Source organism: Flavobacterium sp. GNP010, from assembly GCF_056428945.1.
This window is the reverse complement of sequence record NZ_JBWJVK010000003.1, coordinates 100,985-116,834: the sequence shown is the minus strand read 5'-3', so window position 1 is coordinate 116,834 and position 15,850 is coordinate 100,985. Positions and strand designations below refer to the sequence as shown.

The window sequence follows — 15,850 nt, the reverse complement described above, 5'->3', positions numbered from 1 at the left end:
TTGTTTTTTGCCAAATCCCTTTTGATGCACTACTTTTGCAAAAGATTTTAAAACAAATAAACGCAAGTATTGAACGCAACACCTTATATATTTTCACTAAAATCCATTTATATTGATTTCCGCGAAATCACTAAGGCTCGTTTAGCGATTAGTGTGGTCTTTTCGTCAGTTGCTGGGTTTATGCTCGGTATTTATGATTTGCATTCCTTAGATTGGATGGTGTTGTTAAAATTGGCGCTAGGTGGGTATTGTATGGTTGGTGCGTCAAACGCTTTCAATCAAATTATCGAAAAGGATTTAGACGCTTTAATGGATAGGACCAAAAATCGTCCTGTTCCTACTGGAAGAATGTCTTCGGGAGTTGCGCTTATTATTGCAAGTCTTTTGACGGTTATTGGAATTGTATTACTCTATACTATCAATCCAAAAACCGCTATGTTTGGCGCTATTTCAATATTTTTATACACTAGTATTTATACACCTTTAAAAACAATGACCTCGTTGTCTGTTTTTGTAGGCGCTTTTCCAGGAGCAATCCCTTTTATGTTGGGTTGGGTTGCCGCCACGGGCGAATTTGGAATAGAAGCAGGAACGTTATTCTTAATTCAGTTTTTTTGGCAGTTTCCACATTTTTGGGCAATTGGATGGTTTTTGTATGACGATTATGAGAAGGCTGGTTTCTTTATGTTGCCTACAGGCAAAAAAGACAAAGGCACAGCGTTACAGATTATTTTATACACCGTTTGGTTGATTTTGGCTTCACTTCTTCCTGTTTTTGGTTACACGGGGCGTTTATTTATTACGCCAGTAGCGGCAGTAGTTGTTTTCTTGTTGGGATTGTGGATGCTTTTTTACGCAGTAAAATTGTATAAAGTAAGAACTCCAAAAGCTGCTAGGACTTTGATGCTAGTTAGTGTTTCTTACATTACATTACTGCAATTGGTTTATATATTTGATAAATTTTTAAGATAGTTATGGATACGATAATGACAACTGAGGAACAAAAATCCAGAACAGCACGATCATACAAGTTGATTTTGTTGTTTGCTATGGTGAGTATGACAATGATGTTTGCTGGTTTAACTAGTGCATTTGTTGTAAGTAAATCAAGAGCAGACTGGTTGAAAGATTTTCAATTACCAACCGCTTTTTTCTACAGCACCGTTGCAATAATCGGCTGTAGCGTCACATTTTATTTGGCAAAAAAAGCAATTCAAAAAAACAATCAAAGCAAAACGACACTTTTCCTATTGTCTACACTAGTACTAGGAATATTGTTTGTAGTTTTGCAATTTGTAGGATTTGGACAAATAGTAGATAATGGGTATTATTTCACAGGAAGTGGAAGCTCTATTACTACTACTTTTTTATACGTTGTAACGGTTGTGCACTTGATTCACCTTGCTGGTGGCGTGATTTCACTGCTGATTATAATTTATAATCATTTTAAACAAAAATACAATTCATCTCAAACCCTTGGAATTGAACTTGGTGCAATGTACTGGCACTTTCTTGACTTATTATGGGTTTATTTGTTTTTGTTTTTATATTTCTTTAAATAAGAAAAAAACGTAAATTTGGGAACTTTTTAACGAATAACTTTTATGGAAGCGACAGTTACTACTGCAAATAGTGAAGGAAAAACTTGGGGAGGCGGCAATGAGCCAATGGGATCAAGTTATGGCAAATTAATGATGTGGTTTTTTATCGTATCAGATGCTTTAACGTTCTCTGGATTTCTGGCGGCGTATGGTTTTTCACGATTTAAATTTATTGAAACATGGCCACTGGCTGATGAGGTGTTCACGCACTTTCCATTCATGCATGGCGTATCGGCTCCTATGTATTACGTAGCGTTGATGACATTTATTTTGATTTTTTCATCAGTTACAATGGTTTTGGCTGTTGATGCTGGACATCAAATGAAAAAAAACAAAGTAGTTCTTTACATGTTCTTAACCATTATCGGTGGTTTGATTTTCGTAGGTTCTCAAGCTTGGGAATGGAAAAACTTCATCAAAGGGGAATACGGTGCTATTGAAACAAAGGGAGGAAGTTTACTTCAGTTTGTGGATAAAGAAGGTAACCGTGTTGCGTTAGCAGAATTTGCAACGACTTTACCTGAAGATAGAGAACAACTAACAAGAAACAAGGGTAAATGGTTTATGGATGAACCAAGTTTGCCTTCGTATTCAGTTGCGGAAGTTCAAGCGGGTTTTAAGGCGCATCCAGAACTTTTGATCAGAACGGAAGTAATTACCAAAGACAAAAAGAAAACAATTCTTTCAAGAGAAGAGTCTGTAGCAAAATTAAGTCAAGCACATTATGTTGTTGAAGGCGCGAACTTGGTAAGAAACGAGTACGGAAGTAAATTATTTGCTGACTTCTTTTTCTTTATCACTGGATTTCACGGATTCCACGTTTTTTCTGGAGTAATCATAAATATTATCATATTTTTCAATGTGTTAGTTGGAACTTATGAGAAAAGAAAAAGTTATGAAATGGTAGAAAAAGTGGGTCTTTATTGGCACTTTGTCGATTTAGTTTGGGTATTTGTATTTACAGTTTTCTATCTCGTTTAATTTTCTAAAAGTAATTATCATGTCACACGAACACGTATCTAATATAGGTAGAATCTGGAAAGTTTTCGGAATATTATCTGCCGTTACAATAGTAGAAGTTTATCTAGGAATTTTAAAACCTGATTTTCTTTTCATGAATGATTTTTTAAGTATGAACTTACTTAATTGGATCTTTTATGCTCTTACCATTTTTAAAGCGTATTACATCGTTTATGCATTTATGCATATGGAAGGTGAAAAAAGCTCTTTAAGAAGCGCAGTTGTTTTTCCAGTAATTTTTCTGATTTTATATTTGCTCTTCATTCTTTTGACAGAAGGGGATTATATTTATGAGGTTTTTAAAAATTCTACAATTAAATGGAATTTTTAACAAGATATTAATTCAAAAAGAGGGTACGCATTGCGTGCCTTTTTTTATTTTTGTACTTTAATTATTAATGTTCCAATGAAAAAAAATAGTGTTCTTTTCGTTTTGTTTATACTACCTATTGTGGCATACCTTTTTTTTGCCTCAGGTGTTAATGGGTTTACTAAATTACCAACTATAACTCCCAATACCGCTGACTTAGGTAACTGGGAATCTTTAGATAGTCAAAAAGTTAGTTTGAATGGTAAAGTAACCATTTTGGGTTTTATGGGTACTGAACTTTTAAAAAATAGAGGAAATCTTTTTAATTTAAATCAAAAGATTTATCAAAGATATCATGAGTTCAAAGACGTGCAGTTTGTTATGGTATGTCCAACTGGTACTGAAAAAGATGCCAAAAAAGTGATTGATGCATTGGCTGCCTTTACAGATGTTGCACAATGGCGTTTTGTTTTTGCTTCAAGCGAGGAAATAAAAACGTATTATTCTCAATTAAAGCTAGTAGAAAAATTAGATGATAATTTAGGAACTCCTAAAGTGTACATCGTTGATAAAAAACGAAATCTTCGAGGTCGGAAATTAGTTAAAAACACCAAAGAAGGATACAACACTTTTCACCCCGCAGAGCTGAGTAATGAAATGCTTGATGATTTTAAAGTGATTCTTTATGAATATCGTGCTGCTCTAAAAAAGAACAATAACGCCACCAGAAAAATATAATACGGTATGTTCAAAAATAAATCTTACATAGGAATTTCTTTTATTATTTTGATTTTTGGTATTTATGCGATACCTAAAATTGTCGAAAGAATTAAGAATGACAAAGTAGTACAAGGAGATCGATTGGATAGTGTAAATCCGGTTGCAGTATCTGAAGGACAATTGTTAAAAATAGGCCCTGCTCCCAAATTTGAACTCATCAATCAAGACAGTAAAAAAATCACCAATGAAACATACAAAGGGAAAGTATATGTGTTAGAATTTTTCTTCACTACTTGCCCTACCATTTGTCCAAAAATGAATCAAAGTATGTTGGTGCTGGAAAAGAATTTTTTTGGGAACCCTAACTTCGGAATGGTTTCAATAACCATAGATCCAGGACATGATACTGCAAAAGTACTCCAGGATCACAGAAATCTTTTGGGTGTGAAATCGGCTAATTGGAATTTTTTAACAGGAGACAAAGCGTATATTTTTAATTTGGCTAATAAAGGTTTTAATCTTTATGCAGGTCAAAATAACAAAGTAGCTGGTGGTTTTGAACATTCAGGATTGTTTGCTCTAATAGACAAGAATGGAAACATACGTTGCAGGACAGACGATTTTGGAAATCCAATTTTGTATTATGACGGTTTAGATAAAAAAGGAGTAAGAAATATTCAACAAGATATTAATATTTTATTAAAAGAATAATGATGGAAAATAATTCGTTAGAACAAAAATTCAGTAAATATATTATCGCAGTTTCAATTGTGATACCGTTAGTGGTTGCAATACTTTTTGGAATAAAACTAAAAGATTTTGGGTATGATGTAGCACCTCTTTCCTTTTTGCCTCCAATATATGCCACTACCAATGGAATAACTGCAGTACTGCTAATTGTGGCTGTAATAGCCATAAAAAATGGTAATAGAAAACTGCATCAGTGGTTGATGACATCAGCAATTGCGCTATCGCTTGCTTTTTTAGTGATGTACGTAGCGTATCATATGACGAGTGACTCCACAAAATTTGGTGGCGAAGGAGTTATTAAATATGTGTATTATTTTATATTAATTACCCACATTGTTTTGTCAATAGCTATCATTCCGATGGTTTTAGTGACTTATGTTCGAGCCTTAGCAGGCAATTTTGAGTCTCATAAGAAAATATCTAGAATCACTTTTCCTATCTGGTTGTACGTTGCGGTTACCGGCGTAATTGTTTATTTAATGATTTCACCCTATTATGTATACTAAAAATTTAATAAGCGAATTTAAAGTGGTGGGAACTCGGGAGAAAGTAAAAAGCAACCGTATAAGTTGTTTTTATTCCTTATCATTAATATTTGTTTTAAATCTTATTTCACTGCCAACAAATGCGCAATGCGCAATGTGTCGCGCTGCTTTGACCAGCAATGAGAATTCCACACAAGCGGCTGCGGTAAATGACGGAATTGTTTATCTAATGGTGATTCCCTATCTGCTTGTTGCAGGAATTGGGTATGCCATTTACCGAATGAAAAAGAAGAAATCAAGTTAGCTTCTTAAAATTTACTTCAATCCATCAACGGATACATTTAGAGTGCCTTTTATTTTGAGAAAAGCGATGATAGCTTGATTTGTCAATTGAATTTTTTCAAATTGAATTTCTTCCATTTTCCCATTTACAAAAACACCTTGCATCGGAGAATAGTTTTTTAGATAAGTCATCATGCTTTTTTGACCTTCTTCAAGATTTGGTTTTATGGAGTAATGGCAGCTTTGCTCAATCTTTTTTAAAATTAATCCCTGAGCCAGCCAATTGGCGGTTCGCATCAATTTATTTTTTGTATCCAAAGCGTAGTCCAATTGATCAAAATATACTTCCTTAGTTTTGTCGTTATATTGTGGAAATCCTGCTAAATAAATCGTTCCGTTTACAGCTCCTAGTATCTCTAAAGCGATTATCATTTTCCCGTTTTTATGCCAAATAGCAACATTTTGTACTTTTATTGACTTAGAGCCGCTACCAAATGTTTGTCCGCTAAAATTCTTTGTCATTAGTTTTGAAGCCTCTTGATAGGTCGAAACGGCTACAATATTAGCTGAAATGTCTTGAGGTATTTTAGAAACAGATTTTACAATAATTTTGTTAGCATTAAATTTTGATTCAGGTTGTTTTCCAATGATGGTTTCCATGGTGCACTTCATTCCCATGTCGAGTACAAACGTGTCGTTTTTGAGTTTGGCGTTCGTAGAATAAATCTCGATTGGTGTAATCCTAAGCCAACTTTGGTAAGTATCACTCATTTGAAAAGGCGCACAGATTTTTTCCAAAGCAAGCAAAACATTTGGTTTGAAATCCATGGATTTTTCGATGGCATTATCAATTTTCTTTTCAATTTTTGATTTAAAAAGGGCAATGGCTGGATTGATCAAATAGGTGACAGGGACATTTTTGCCAAAAACAGTCATCGTTGGGCTTTCGTTCCAATCGAGTGATTTAAGTTCTGTTTTGGTGTTCATTTTCCAATTGGTCAAACCTACTTCACTTATCAAAGTTACCACTCCATCTAAATTGAACTCTTTTATATTGTATAATTCGACACCCATTTTTTTTGTACCAATCCTGTATTTTACAATAGCTTTTAAGGGCAATACTGTTATGATTTTTTGACCATTTTTAGTATTATCATTTTTGATTGTAATGGGAGCTAGCTTCCAAATCTTCATTTCTATATCATCATCATCTATAATATTGTCTTCATAGATTAGGCCATTCAGTTGTGTGTTTGTTTGGTTTTCAATGTCTTTTAGTTTAACGCTAATTGGTAAATTAATGTAGGAAGGAATGCTCTCGTAAACTAGTGGTGTCGCATCGTCTAGCTCTGGTTTCAAAGTTGCTATCTTATTTGTTGTTGAACAGCTAGTTGTACAAATAATGGAAAAAAGTATAAGCAGATTGAATGTGAATTTGGGCATTTTTTAGGAATGTTTTAGAGTAGCTAAATTAATAAAAGAATTCTTTTTTTATTAATTTTTGTAACAAATGCTAATTTCTAAAGTCTAATGATTTAATAGATGATTTTGAATTGAAATAGTTGCTATTTTTCATATAAATCTTATCTATAAATATTTAAATTTGTTTGCAGTCCTACTGCGCTTTTATTCAAAAATATATGAAAAAAAGAAGTTTTTTCAGTTTAATAGTACTCGTGTTTAGTTGCTTGATTATGCAGGCACAGTCCAAGAAATGGACTCTTCAAGAATGCGTAAATTATGCCATTCAAAATAATATCTCTATCAAACAATCGGAGTTAGATACTAAAACAGCATTGATTGATAAAAGAGGTGCGTTTGGAAATTTTCTCCCTTCAGTAAATGCGAGTGCATCTCATTCCTGGAATATTGGTTTGAATCAGGATATTACAACGGGTTTATTACAAAACCAAACTACTCAATTTACCTCTGCGGGAGTTAATGTTGGGATTGATATTTATAAAGGATTGCAAAATCAAAATACGTTGCGTAGAGCGAATCTCTCTATAGTTGCTGCAAAATATCAATTGTTAAAAATGCAAGAGGATGTAGCCTTGAATGTTGCAAATGCTTTCTTGCAAGTACTTTTTAACAAGGAAAATCTAAAAGTACAATTGGAACAACTTGGAATTAACCAAAAACAATTAGTACGCTCCGAAGAATTAGTGAAGGCAGGATCTATTCCTCGAGGTGATTTATTGGACGTAAAAGCTACTGTAGCATCAAACAATCAAAATGTGATTACTGCAGAAAATACTTTATTAATTTCAAAATTAAGTTTGGCTCAATTATTACAACTGAAAGACTTTGAAAGGTTTGATGTTGTTGATGATACCAACATTAAAGATGAAAATAATATTATGGCACAAACTCCAAATAGTATCTATGAAAAAGCTAAAGAGGGGCGAACAGAATTAAAAATTGCAAGAACAAATTTAGAAATAGCAGAGAAAAATGTTGAAATTGCCAAAGGTGCTTTTCAACCCACATTACAAGGTTTTTATAGTTTTAGTTCAAGAGTTGCTTACAGTGACAGAGTTGTAGGTGTTGCTCCAAATACTTCAAATCCTACCTCAATAATTGGTTTTGTTGAAGGCTCAAATCAAAATGTTTTAAGCCCAAATTTCAATAGAGTTTTAGGAAATCCTGCTCCGTTTTTTGATCAATTCAGTAACAACAAAGGACAATCTTTTGGAGTTCAATTATCGATTCCGATATTTAATGGTTTTGCAGTTAGAAATAATGTAGACCGTTCTAAAGTAAGTTTAGAACGATCAAAAATCGCTGTTGAGCAACAAGATTTAGATTTGCAAAGGAATGTATTTACTGGATTTGCAGATGCTAAAGGAGCGCTAAATGCTTACGAATCGGCAATTATAGCTGTAGAAGCGAGACAAGGTGCTTACGATTATGCTAAAGAAAAATATGATGTTGGTTTGATGAATTCTTTTGATTTCAATCAAGCACAAACATTGCTTACCAATGCACAATCAGATGTGCTAAGAACCAAATACGATTATATCTTTAAAATTAAAATTCTAGAATTCTATTTTGGAATTCCACTTATCAAAAACTAATTTATTATGTCAAAAAAAACAATTTATATCCTAATAGGTGGAGCAGTAGTAATCATTGCAGGTCTAATAATACTGTCAAAATCTGGTGTTATCGGAAATAAGGATAAAGGTACCGAAATTGAAATTGCCCAAGTCAATCCAATAACGATTGTAGAAACGGTTTCAGCGACTGGAAAAATTCAACCAGAAATCGAAGTAAAAATTTCATCTGAGGTATCGGGAGAGATTATTTCTTTGAATGTAAAAGAAGGTCAAGTAGTTAAAAAAGGAGATTTACTAGTAAAGATAAATCCTGATTTATACACTTCTGGCTACAATCGTTCGGTTTCAAATTTATCAGGAACCAAAGCAAATTTAAGTCAAGCTGATGCTTCTTTCAAAGAATCTAAATCAAGTTACGACCGTAATCGAACATTGTTCGAAAAAGGAATTATTTCAAAGTCGGATTGGGATAAGGCAGTCGCATCCTATGAAGTTGCCAAAGCAGCTAAGCAAACTGCTTATTTTAATGTACAAAGCGCCTCGGCAACTGTCAATGAAGCCAAAGACAATCTAGGACGTACTACCATTTATGCTCCAGCTGACGGAACAATTTCTATGTTGAACGTAGAACTAGGTGAGCGTGTTTTAGGAACGCAGCAAATGACGGGTACCGAAATTTTAAGAGTGGCCAACTTAAACAATATGGAAGTTGAAGTAGATGTTAATGAAAATGATATTGTAAAAATAAAAGTTGGCGACGATGCAAATGTCGAAGTTGACGCATACCTGAAAAAGCAATTTAAAGGAACAGTGACAAGTATTTCTAATTCTGCTAGTTCGGCCTTGACGGCGGATCAAGTAACGAATTTTAAAGTTAAAGTTAGAATACTAAAAGAATCATACCTTGATTTACTAGAGGGTAAACCGGACACCTATTCTCCGTTTAGACCAGGAATGACCGCAACGGTTGATATTATTACAGAAACAAAGTCGAATGTATTGTCGGTGCCTATTAGTTCTGTGGTTGTAAAATCGGATACTGCGGCTGTAAAAGAAATTAAAGTGGACGATCCTAATGAAGAACAAAAAGGAGCTGCACCAAAAAGTGATAAGAAATTTGAATGCGTATTTGTAAAAGTAGGGGATAAAGCTAAAATTAGAATTATCAAAACCGGAATCCAAGACGATACCAATATTGAGGTTTTATCAGGCCTTAAAAAAGGCGATGTTGTCATTACAGGACCCTACAATACCGTTTCTAAAGAATTAAATTCGGGTGATAAAGTATCTTTAATTACTGACAAAGACAAAAAAGGCGATAGCAAAAAGTAATTGTCTAGGAGAACAGTTTTGAAATCACAATCATAAAATATAATTTTGTGATTGTGATTTTTAATTTAAAACAAAACCCAAAATTGAGTTATATACTAAACATTGAGACTGCAACAAAGAATTGCTCTGTTGCTCTGGCAAAAGAAGGGAAAACAATTTTTTATAAAGAGATTGCAGAAGAAGGCTATTCCCACGCAGAACGATTGCATGTTTTTATTGAAGAAATCATAAAAGAAGTAGGTATTACACTCCAAGATTTAAGTGCTGTAGCCGTAAGTCAAGGGCCTGGCTCCTATACTGGGCTTCGAATAGGAGTTTCTGCAGCAAAAGGATTGTGCTATGCACTCAATATTCCATTAATTGCTGTGGATACTTTACAAGCTTTGGCTTCGCAGGTGACCATTTCCAACGGATTAATTATTCCCATGATTGATGCCCGAAGAATGGAAGTATATAGTGCTGTTTTTGCTCCAAATTTGGAACAAAAAAGAGAAGTTCTTGCCGAAATAATTACAGAGAATTCATTTGAAAATTTGCAGGAAACATTATATTTTGTTGGTGATTGCGCGGAAAAGTGCAAATCGGTTTTGACCAAAGAAAATTATATTTTCCTTGACGAAATTGTATATCCTTCTGCTAAAGAAATGAGTTTTTTAAGCTTCGAAAAATTCAAAAAAAGCGACACTGTAGATGTCGCCTATTTTGAACCGTATTATCTGAAAGACTTTATGATTACGACTCCAAAGAAATAATTTAATTATATTAAATTGTTTGGAGTTGATTCTCTTACATAAGGCTGAATGATAATTCCAGCAGCATCAAACGCCAGTTTACAGCTTTCTAAAGTTTCAGAGAAAACGAGACCGTAATCTTCATTATTTGCCCATGGTCTCACCGCAATTTGAATGGCATTGTCAGTTAAGTTTTTTACAGAAACTTCGGCAGCAGGAGTCTGAAGCACTTTGGGATTATTTTTTAAAATGGCAGTAATTATTTCTTTCACTTTTTTAATATCCGCATCATAGGAAATAGCGATGGTCAAATCGGCTCTTCTAATTTTTTGTAAGGAATAATTAATAATGTTTCCATTAGACAAAGCGCCATTAGGTACAAAAATAGTTTGATTGTTAGCAGCAATTAGTTTCGTTACAAATATTTGTATTTCGCTCACCGTTCCTATTACTCCTTGCGCTTCAATAGTGTCGTTAACCTTAAAAGGTTTGAAAAGAATAATCAACATACCGCCTGCAAAATTCGATAAAGAACCTTGAAGTGATAAACCAACAGCAAGTCCCATTGCCCCCAAAATAGCAACAAATGATGAAGTTTCTATTCCTAGCTTTGATATGAATGTTACAAATAATAGGACTTTTAAAACCCAAAGTAAAATATCGGCAAGGAACTTTGTCAAAGTAGGATCTAAATTTCTTTTAGTCATCAGTTTCCTGATAAATCTATTGATAAGCCGAATGGCGTAAAGGCCAATAAATAAAATGACAAAGGCAGAAATAATTTTTGGGGAATAATCAACCAATACAGTGACGAATGTATTGGCATAATCAGTTAACTGATTTGGATTTAAGTTCATTTTTTATCTAATAAAAAACCTTCCCAAAAGAGAAGGTTAAGTTTGAAGTACAAAAATACAATTATTTTTTTTTTATAAATTAATCTGCGTCTTCTTCTATTTTATTTATAGTTTCCTTAGCTTTTTCAGTGGCGTCTGCATCACCGTCTTTTACTAATTCACTTGCTTTTTCAGAAACAGTTTCAACAGCATCTGTAGCTATTGTTTTAGTTTCAGTTGCTATTTCTTCAACTTTTTCTGTGGCTATGGCAGTATTTTCTTTTACTGATTCTACTGCTTTCTCACTATGTTCAGTAACAGTTTCTTTAGCATGACCAGTAAAATTCTCTACTTTATCTATAACTGGAGCTGTAGTTTCTTTTACTTTTTCAAATGTTTCTTCTACAAATGTTTCTGCTTTTTCAATATAAGGCGCTGCAGTTTCTTTTGCTTTTTCAAATGTTTCTTCTACAAATGTTTCTGCTTTTTCAAGGTAAGGAGTGGCCGTTTCTTTTGCTTTTTCAAATGTTTCTTCTGCAAATGTTTCTGCTTTTTCAAGGTAAGGTGCAGCAGTCTCTTTTGCTTGCTCAAAAGTAGTTTCCGCTTTGTCAGCTAATTCGCTGGCAGTTTCTTTGGCTGAGCCAAATAAATTTTTTAAAAATGAAGATAGTCCCATGTTATTTTATTTGATTAGTCTCACAATATTAAACAATTTTTTCTAGGATTACTTTATTAAATTATTAATAATTTACTGAAAATCAGTATTTGGCATCATGTTCGTCTTGTTTTGGCAAACATAAAACAACATTTTCTTTTTTATGTAGTGTGCAGATAATAACACTATTTGATTTTTTTGGTTTCAACGAAATTCATATGGTTTGAAAATACAAATGATTGCCTGCCATCAGAAAGTAATGCAATCGATAGCTTTAAATAGCTTCTAGAAATAAAAAAGCGTTCGCTAATGCGAACGCTTAAATTAATCGGTCAAATTAATCTATTCGAGTTCGAAAGTTAATTTTAGATTTACTCTATATTCTGTGATTTCTCCACCACTTACGGCAGCACTTTGATCCTTAACATATACAGATCGTATGTGATTAATGGTTTTAGCTGCCTTTGCTACTCCTTTTTGAGTGGCATCTTCCCAACTTATATCTGAACTGGAAAGCACTTCAATTACTTTTAATACTGACATAATTTCTATGTGTTAAGTTAAATATTAAATATACCTATTTTATTTAAAACGGTAATTTTTTTCACATAACTATAACATGTTCAATCAATTGTAATTTCTATTCTGCTTATGCGTTTACGGCTTCCACTTTAATGGCCTCATCGTTCAGCATGCTTTTTAACATGTTTTCAATACCACTTTTTAAAGTAAATGTTGAGGACGGGCAACCGCTACAGGCACCTTGAAGAATTACTTTAACAGTTTTATCTGTTTCGTTATACGAATCGAATGCAATATTTCCACCGTCTGCTTGAACAGCTGGTTTTACGTATTCCTCTAATATATTGATGATTTGTTGTGAGGTTACATCTAAATTATCAAATTCTTTTGCTTTGGTTTCTTCCTTTTCTGTTACGGCTTGGATGAAATTTTCATCTAGAACTGTTCCGCCATTTTCAATATATTGCTTGATGAAGCTTCGTAACTCTAAGGTTATTTCTTGCCAATCATTAATTTCATATTTTGTGACAGAGATGTAATTTTCATCGATAAAAATTTCTTTCACATACGGAAATTTGAATAATTCCTTAGCTAGTGGGGAAGCGCCAGTTTGATCAATATTTTTAAATTCAATAGCGTTTTTGGTCAACATTTTACTTACTACAAATTTTAATGCAGCAGGATTTGGCGTAGTCTCACCGTAAACAGTTACGGGTTGTTTTTTTGTTTTGTTTTCGTCAACGGTGATTATGGTTCCTCCGTTTTTTACAAATTCCTCTATTTGTTCAGCAACATCATCTTTAACATCATCCCATTCAACAATACTGTATTTTTCGATTGCTATAAAATTTCCAGAAATATAAACTGTTTTTACAAACGGTAAGTAAAATAATTGCTGTGCTAAAGGAGATGTTTTTGCTTCATCAATATTTTTAAATTCAAAACTTTCATTTTGAGTGATAAAATCTTGAAATTCAAATTTTAGTATAGTTGGGTTTTGTGTTTCTTTTATGCTAATTTTGCTCATAACTTTTAAATTTTTACAAATTTACTAAAGTTATTTTCTAAGAATAATTATATTTGATTTTTAATGAATAAATTAACTTTAGTTTTACTTTTGGATACGTATTTTGACTTTTATTTCCAAAAAACTTTTATTGATTTAGAATCATTCCTTCTTACTAAAAAGTAATTAAATGCACACCAAAATTAAATTCCTATTTGCTCTTTTATTTATCTCCTTTTATTCCTATTCACAGGAAGGTATTCCTGTTTACTCGGATTATCTCACGGATAATTACTATTTAATTCATCCTTCTATGGCGGGAGCTGCAAATTGCGCCAAAGTCAGACTCACTGGTCGTAAACAATGGTTTGATCAAGACGATGCGCCAGAACTCCAAACCTTAAGTTTCAATGGTAGAGTAGGAGAGAAAGCGGGTGCAGGAATTATAGTTTTTAATGATAAAAATGGGTATCATTCCCAAAAAGGTGTCAAATTCACATATGCGTATCATTTGATGTTTTCTAGAAATGAAATCGATTTAAACCAGTTGTCTTTTGGAATCAGTGCTGGACTAATCCAAAGTCAGTTAGACGAAACAAAATTCCGTCAATCTGGTGATTTTGATCCAATCATAAATGGAACAATTGTTCAAAAAGATTCGTATTTTAATGTTGATATTGGTGCCTCTTATAATTTCTTGGATTTATATGTGCATGGAACAGTCAAAAATGCAATCGAAACTAGAAGAAATATTTACACGGAATACGAGAGTGATAATTTAAGAAAGTATTTATTGAGTGCTGGATATATTTTTGGAGATCGCGATAAAATCTTGTGGGAACCATCTGTTTTATTTCAAATGGTCGAAAAAACGAAAGAAAAGGCAATCGATGTTAATTTGAAGGCCTACAAGACACTAGATTTCGGAAAAATATTTGGTGGGTTATCTTATAGAAGAAGCTTTGATGGTGCCGAATTCCTGCAAGGCAGTACAGTTTCTAAACAAAAACTGCAATACATCACGCCAATTGTAGGAGTTAATTTTGATAAATTTATGTTTGCTTATACGTATTCTCAGTTGTCAGGTGCGGTTAAGTTTGATAATGGTGGCTATCACCAAATTACCTTAGGAATCGATCTGTTTTGTAAACCTGTCAAATACGATTGCAACTGTCCAGCAATTAATTAATTTCTCCTTTTATATTATGCTAGTAAAATCGATAAATGGTAAGTCACCGTCAATCCCGAATGATTGTTATGTTGCAGAAAATGCAACTATTGTTGGTGATGTTTCTTTTGGAGAAAATTGTAGTGTTTGGTTTAATGCTGTGATTCGTGGCGATGTAAATTTTATCACAATTGGAAATAAAGTAAATATTCAGGATGGAGCAGTAATTCATTGTACGTATAAAAAACACCCAACAATTATAGGAAATAATGTCTCTATTGGCCACAACGCGATCGTACACGGATGTACAGTTCATGATAATGTGCTAATAGGAATGGGCGCAATTGTGATGGATAATTGTGTTATCGAAAGCAATTCGATTGTAGCTGCAGGAGCTGTTATTACTCAAAATACAGTTGTTGCTTCAGGTACGATTTGGGCAGGTGTTCCAGCCAAAAAAGTAAAGGACATTGATCAATCTGATTTTGCTGGAGAAATCGAACGTATTTCCAATAATTACGTGATGTATTCTGGTTGGTTTAAAGACGAAGAATAGTCTTTTCTAGAATTTTTTTTCTTCAACGGTGTATGCATTTCCTACTATTTCTTTCAATACAGTCGGATTCGTATTCGTGTAAAAAATTGGTTCGCTATTTTCTCCCGTTGAAAATCCTACTTTAGTCTTCAATACATTTTGAGTTTGTTTGGCAACGGCCTCACCAGTGTCTATGATTTTAATGTGCTCTGGGAGTATTTTTTTTATCTGCGGAATCAAATACGGATAATGACTGCATCCTAATACTAAATAATCAATATTAGCAGCTATCATTGGTGTCAAGTAGGATTGAAGTAGTTTTGTCATTTCTGTCGAATGAATGTCACCGTTTTCAATTAGTTGTACTAATCCGTGGCCCACTTGTTCTATTATTTTTGTGTCTTGATACTTCTCTGTAGTTTTGTTAAACAATTCGCTATTTAATGTTCCTTGCGTAGCCAGAATGCCTATTATTTGCGTTTTAGAATGCGTTACTGCGGGTTTTATTGCTGGCTCAATGCCAATAAAAGGAATGTCATATTTCGCTCGCAATTCCTGGATGGCATTCGTAGTTGCCGTATTGCAAGCAACTACAATCAATTTACATTTCATTTCTAATAAGAAATCCGTGTTTTTCATACTCAAAGCTACAATCTCTTGTTTCGATTTTAGTCCATAAGGTGCATTGGCGCTATCAGCAAGATATATAGTTTTTTCATTAGGTAGTAATTCATGGATTGCTTTCCAGATCGAAGTTCCTCCAATTCCTGAATCAAAAATTCCAATAGGTTGATTGTTGTCATTCATAAAAACAAAGTTACACGCTAAACAACGAAAT

The 15,850-nt window shown here is 33.4% G+C and carries 19 protein-coding genes; 13 read left to right on the top strand and 6 right to left on the bottom strand.

Annotated elements, in window-relative coordinates; genetic code table 11:
- Positions 1 to 69: 69 nt before the first annotated feature.
- From cyoE to AC061C_RS01960, 8 genes are all read left to right on the top strand, one after another.
- Entirely contained in the window at positions 70 to 972 is a 903-nt protein-coding gene (gene cyoE, locus AC061C_RS01995; protein WP_309755963.1) for a heme o synthase, read from the top strand.
- 2 nt (positions 973 to 974) lie between these two features.
- Complete coding sequence (locus AC061C_RS01990) at positions 975 to 1,562, top strand: cytochrome c oxidase subunit 3 (RefSeq protein WP_417969428.1); 588 nt, start codon at positions 975 to 977, stop codon at positions 1,560 to 1,562.
- A 42-nt stretch (positions 1,563 to 1,604) separates the two neighbouring features.
- Positions 1,605 to 2,582, top strand: a complete 978-nt coding sequence (locus AC061C_RS01985) for a cytochrome c oxidase subunit 3 (protein ID WP_478289808.1) — start codon at positions 1,605 to 1,607, stop codon at positions 2,580 to 2,582.
- Between the two features lie 19 nt (positions 2,583 to 2,601).
- Complete coding sequence (locus AC061C_RS01980; RefSeq protein WP_099714321.1) at positions 2,602 to 2,952, top strand: cytochrome C oxidase subunit IV family protein; 351 nt, start codon at positions 2,602 to 2,604, stop codon at positions 2,950 to 2,952.
- 75 nt (positions 2,953 to 3,027) lie between these two features.
- Entirely contained in the window at positions 3,028 to 3,669 is a 642-nt protein-coding gene (locus AC061C_RS01975) for a hypothetical protein (protein ID WP_478289807.1), read from the top strand.
- Between the two features lie 6 nt (positions 3,670 to 3,675).
- Positions 3,676 to 4,362: an SCO family protein gene (locus AC061C_RS01970; RefSeq protein ID WP_478289806.1), complete on the top strand. Its 687-nt coding sequence runs from the start codon at positions 3,676 to 3,678 to the stop codon at positions 4,360 to 4,362.
- Positions 4,363 to 4,364: 2 nt separating this feature from the next.
- Complete coding sequence (locus AC061C_RS01965) at positions 4,365 to 4,907, top strand: DUF420 domain-containing protein (RefSeq protein WP_478289805.1); 543 nt, start codon at positions 4,365 to 4,367, stop codon at positions 4,905 to 4,907.
- Entirely contained in the window at positions 4,897 to 5,190 is a 294-nt protein-coding gene (locus AC061C_RS01960; RefSeq protein ID WP_478289804.1) for a CAMCR motif-containing small membrane protein, read from the top strand. The genes AC061C_RS01965 and AC061C_RS01960 overlap by 11 nt, the downstream gene beginning before the upstream one ends.
- Positions 5,191 to 5,201: 11 nt before the next feature.
- On the opposite strand, the gene AC061C_RS01955 is transcribed toward AC061C_RS01960, so the two are convergent.
- Complete coding sequence (locus AC061C_RS01955; RefSeq protein ID WP_478289803.1) at positions 5,202 to 6,611, bottom strand: DUF4403 family protein; 1,410 nt, start codon at positions 6,609 to 6,611, stop codon at positions 5,202 to 5,204.
- 197 nt (positions 6,612 to 6,808) lie between these two features.
- Between AC061C_RS01955 and AC061C_RS01950 the strand changes: the two genes are divergently transcribed.
- The 3 genes from AC061C_RS01950 to tsaB all read left to right on the top strand — a co-directional run bounded on the left by AC061C_RS01950 (position 6,809) and on the right by tsaB (position 10,311).
- Positions 6,809 to 8,245, top strand: coding sequence for a TolC family protein (locus AC061C_RS01950; protein WP_478289802.1), 1,437 nt, complete (start codon positions 6,809 to 6,811; stop codon positions 8,243 to 8,245).
- Between the two features lie 6 nt (positions 8,246 to 8,251).
- On the top strand, positions 8,252 to 9,559 hold the full coding sequence (locus AC061C_RS01945) for an efflux RND transporter periplasmic adaptor subunit (protein WP_309757665.1): 1,308 nt from the start codon (positions 8,252 to 8,254) through the stop codon (positions 9,557 to 9,559).
- A gap of 83 nt (positions 9,560 to 9,642) precedes the next feature.
- On the top strand, positions 9,643 to 10,311 hold the full coding sequence (tsaB, locus tag AC061C_RS01940) for a tRNA (adenosine(37)-N6)-threonylcarbamoyltransferase complex dimerization subunit type 1 TsaB (RefSeq protein WP_478289801.1): 669 nt from the start codon (positions 9,643 to 9,645) through the stop codon (positions 10,309 to 10,311).
- 5 nt (positions 10,312 to 10,316) lie between these two features.
- Here tsaB and AC061C_RS01935 read toward each other — a convergent pair whose 3' ends face one another.
- The 4 genes from AC061C_RS01935 to AC061C_RS01920 all read right to left on the bottom strand — a co-directional run bounded on the left by AC061C_RS01935 (position 10,317) and on the right by AC061C_RS01920 (position 13,330).
- Complete coding sequence (locus AC061C_RS01935; RefSeq protein ID WP_478289800.1) at positions 10,317 to 11,147, bottom strand: mechanosensitive ion channel family protein; 831 nt, start codon at positions 11,145 to 11,147, stop codon at positions 10,317 to 10,319.
- 79 nt (positions 11,148 to 11,226) lie between these two features.
- Positions 11,227 to 11,802 (bottom strand): hypothetical protein, encoded by a 576-nt coding sequence (locus tag AC061C_RS01930; RefSeq protein WP_309757658.1) that lies wholly within the window; start codon positions 11,800 to 11,802, stop codon positions 11,227 to 11,229.
- A gap of 321 nt (positions 11,803 to 12,123) precedes the next feature.
- Positions 12,124 to 12,324 (bottom strand): dodecin family protein, encoded by a 201-nt coding sequence (locus AC061C_RS01925; protein ID WP_309757656.1) that lies wholly within the window; start codon positions 12,322 to 12,324, stop codon positions 12,124 to 12,126.
- 106 nt (positions 12,325 to 12,430) lie between these two features.
- Complete coding sequence (locus AC061C_RS01920; protein ID WP_478289799.1) at positions 12,431 to 13,330, bottom strand: NifU family protein; 900 nt, start codon at positions 13,328 to 13,330, stop codon at positions 12,431 to 12,433.
- A gap of 169 nt (positions 13,331 to 13,499) precedes the next feature.
- Between AC061C_RS01920 and AC061C_RS01915 the strand changes: the two genes are divergently transcribed.
- Together AC061C_RS01915 and AC061C_RS01910 are read left to right on the top strand one after the other, a co-directional pair.
- Positions 13,500 to 14,498 carry a PorP/SprF family type IX secretion system membrane protein gene (locus tag AC061C_RS01915; protein WP_478289798.1) on the top strand — a complete coding sequence of 333 codons (999 nt, stop codon included), beginning with the start codon at positions 13,500 to 13,502 and terminating at the stop codon, positions 14,496 to 14,498.
- A 16-nt stretch (positions 14,499 to 14,514) separates the two neighbouring features.
- Positions 14,515 to 15,033 (top strand): gamma carbonic anhydrase family protein, encoded by a 519-nt coding sequence (locus AC061C_RS01910; RefSeq protein ID WP_478289797.1) that lies wholly within the window; start codon positions 14,515 to 14,517, stop codon positions 15,031 to 15,033.
- Positions 15,034 to 15,039: 6 nt separating this feature from the next.
- Here AC061C_RS01910 and murI read toward each other — a convergent pair whose 3' ends face one another.
- Positions 15,040 to 15,819 carry a glutamate racemase gene (gene murI, locus AC061C_RS01905; protein WP_478289796.1) on the bottom strand — a complete coding sequence of 260 codons (780 nt, stop codon included), beginning with the start codon at positions 15,817 to 15,819 and terminating at the stop codon, positions 15,040 to 15,042.
- Positions 15,820 to 15,850 lie beyond the last annotated feature (31 nt).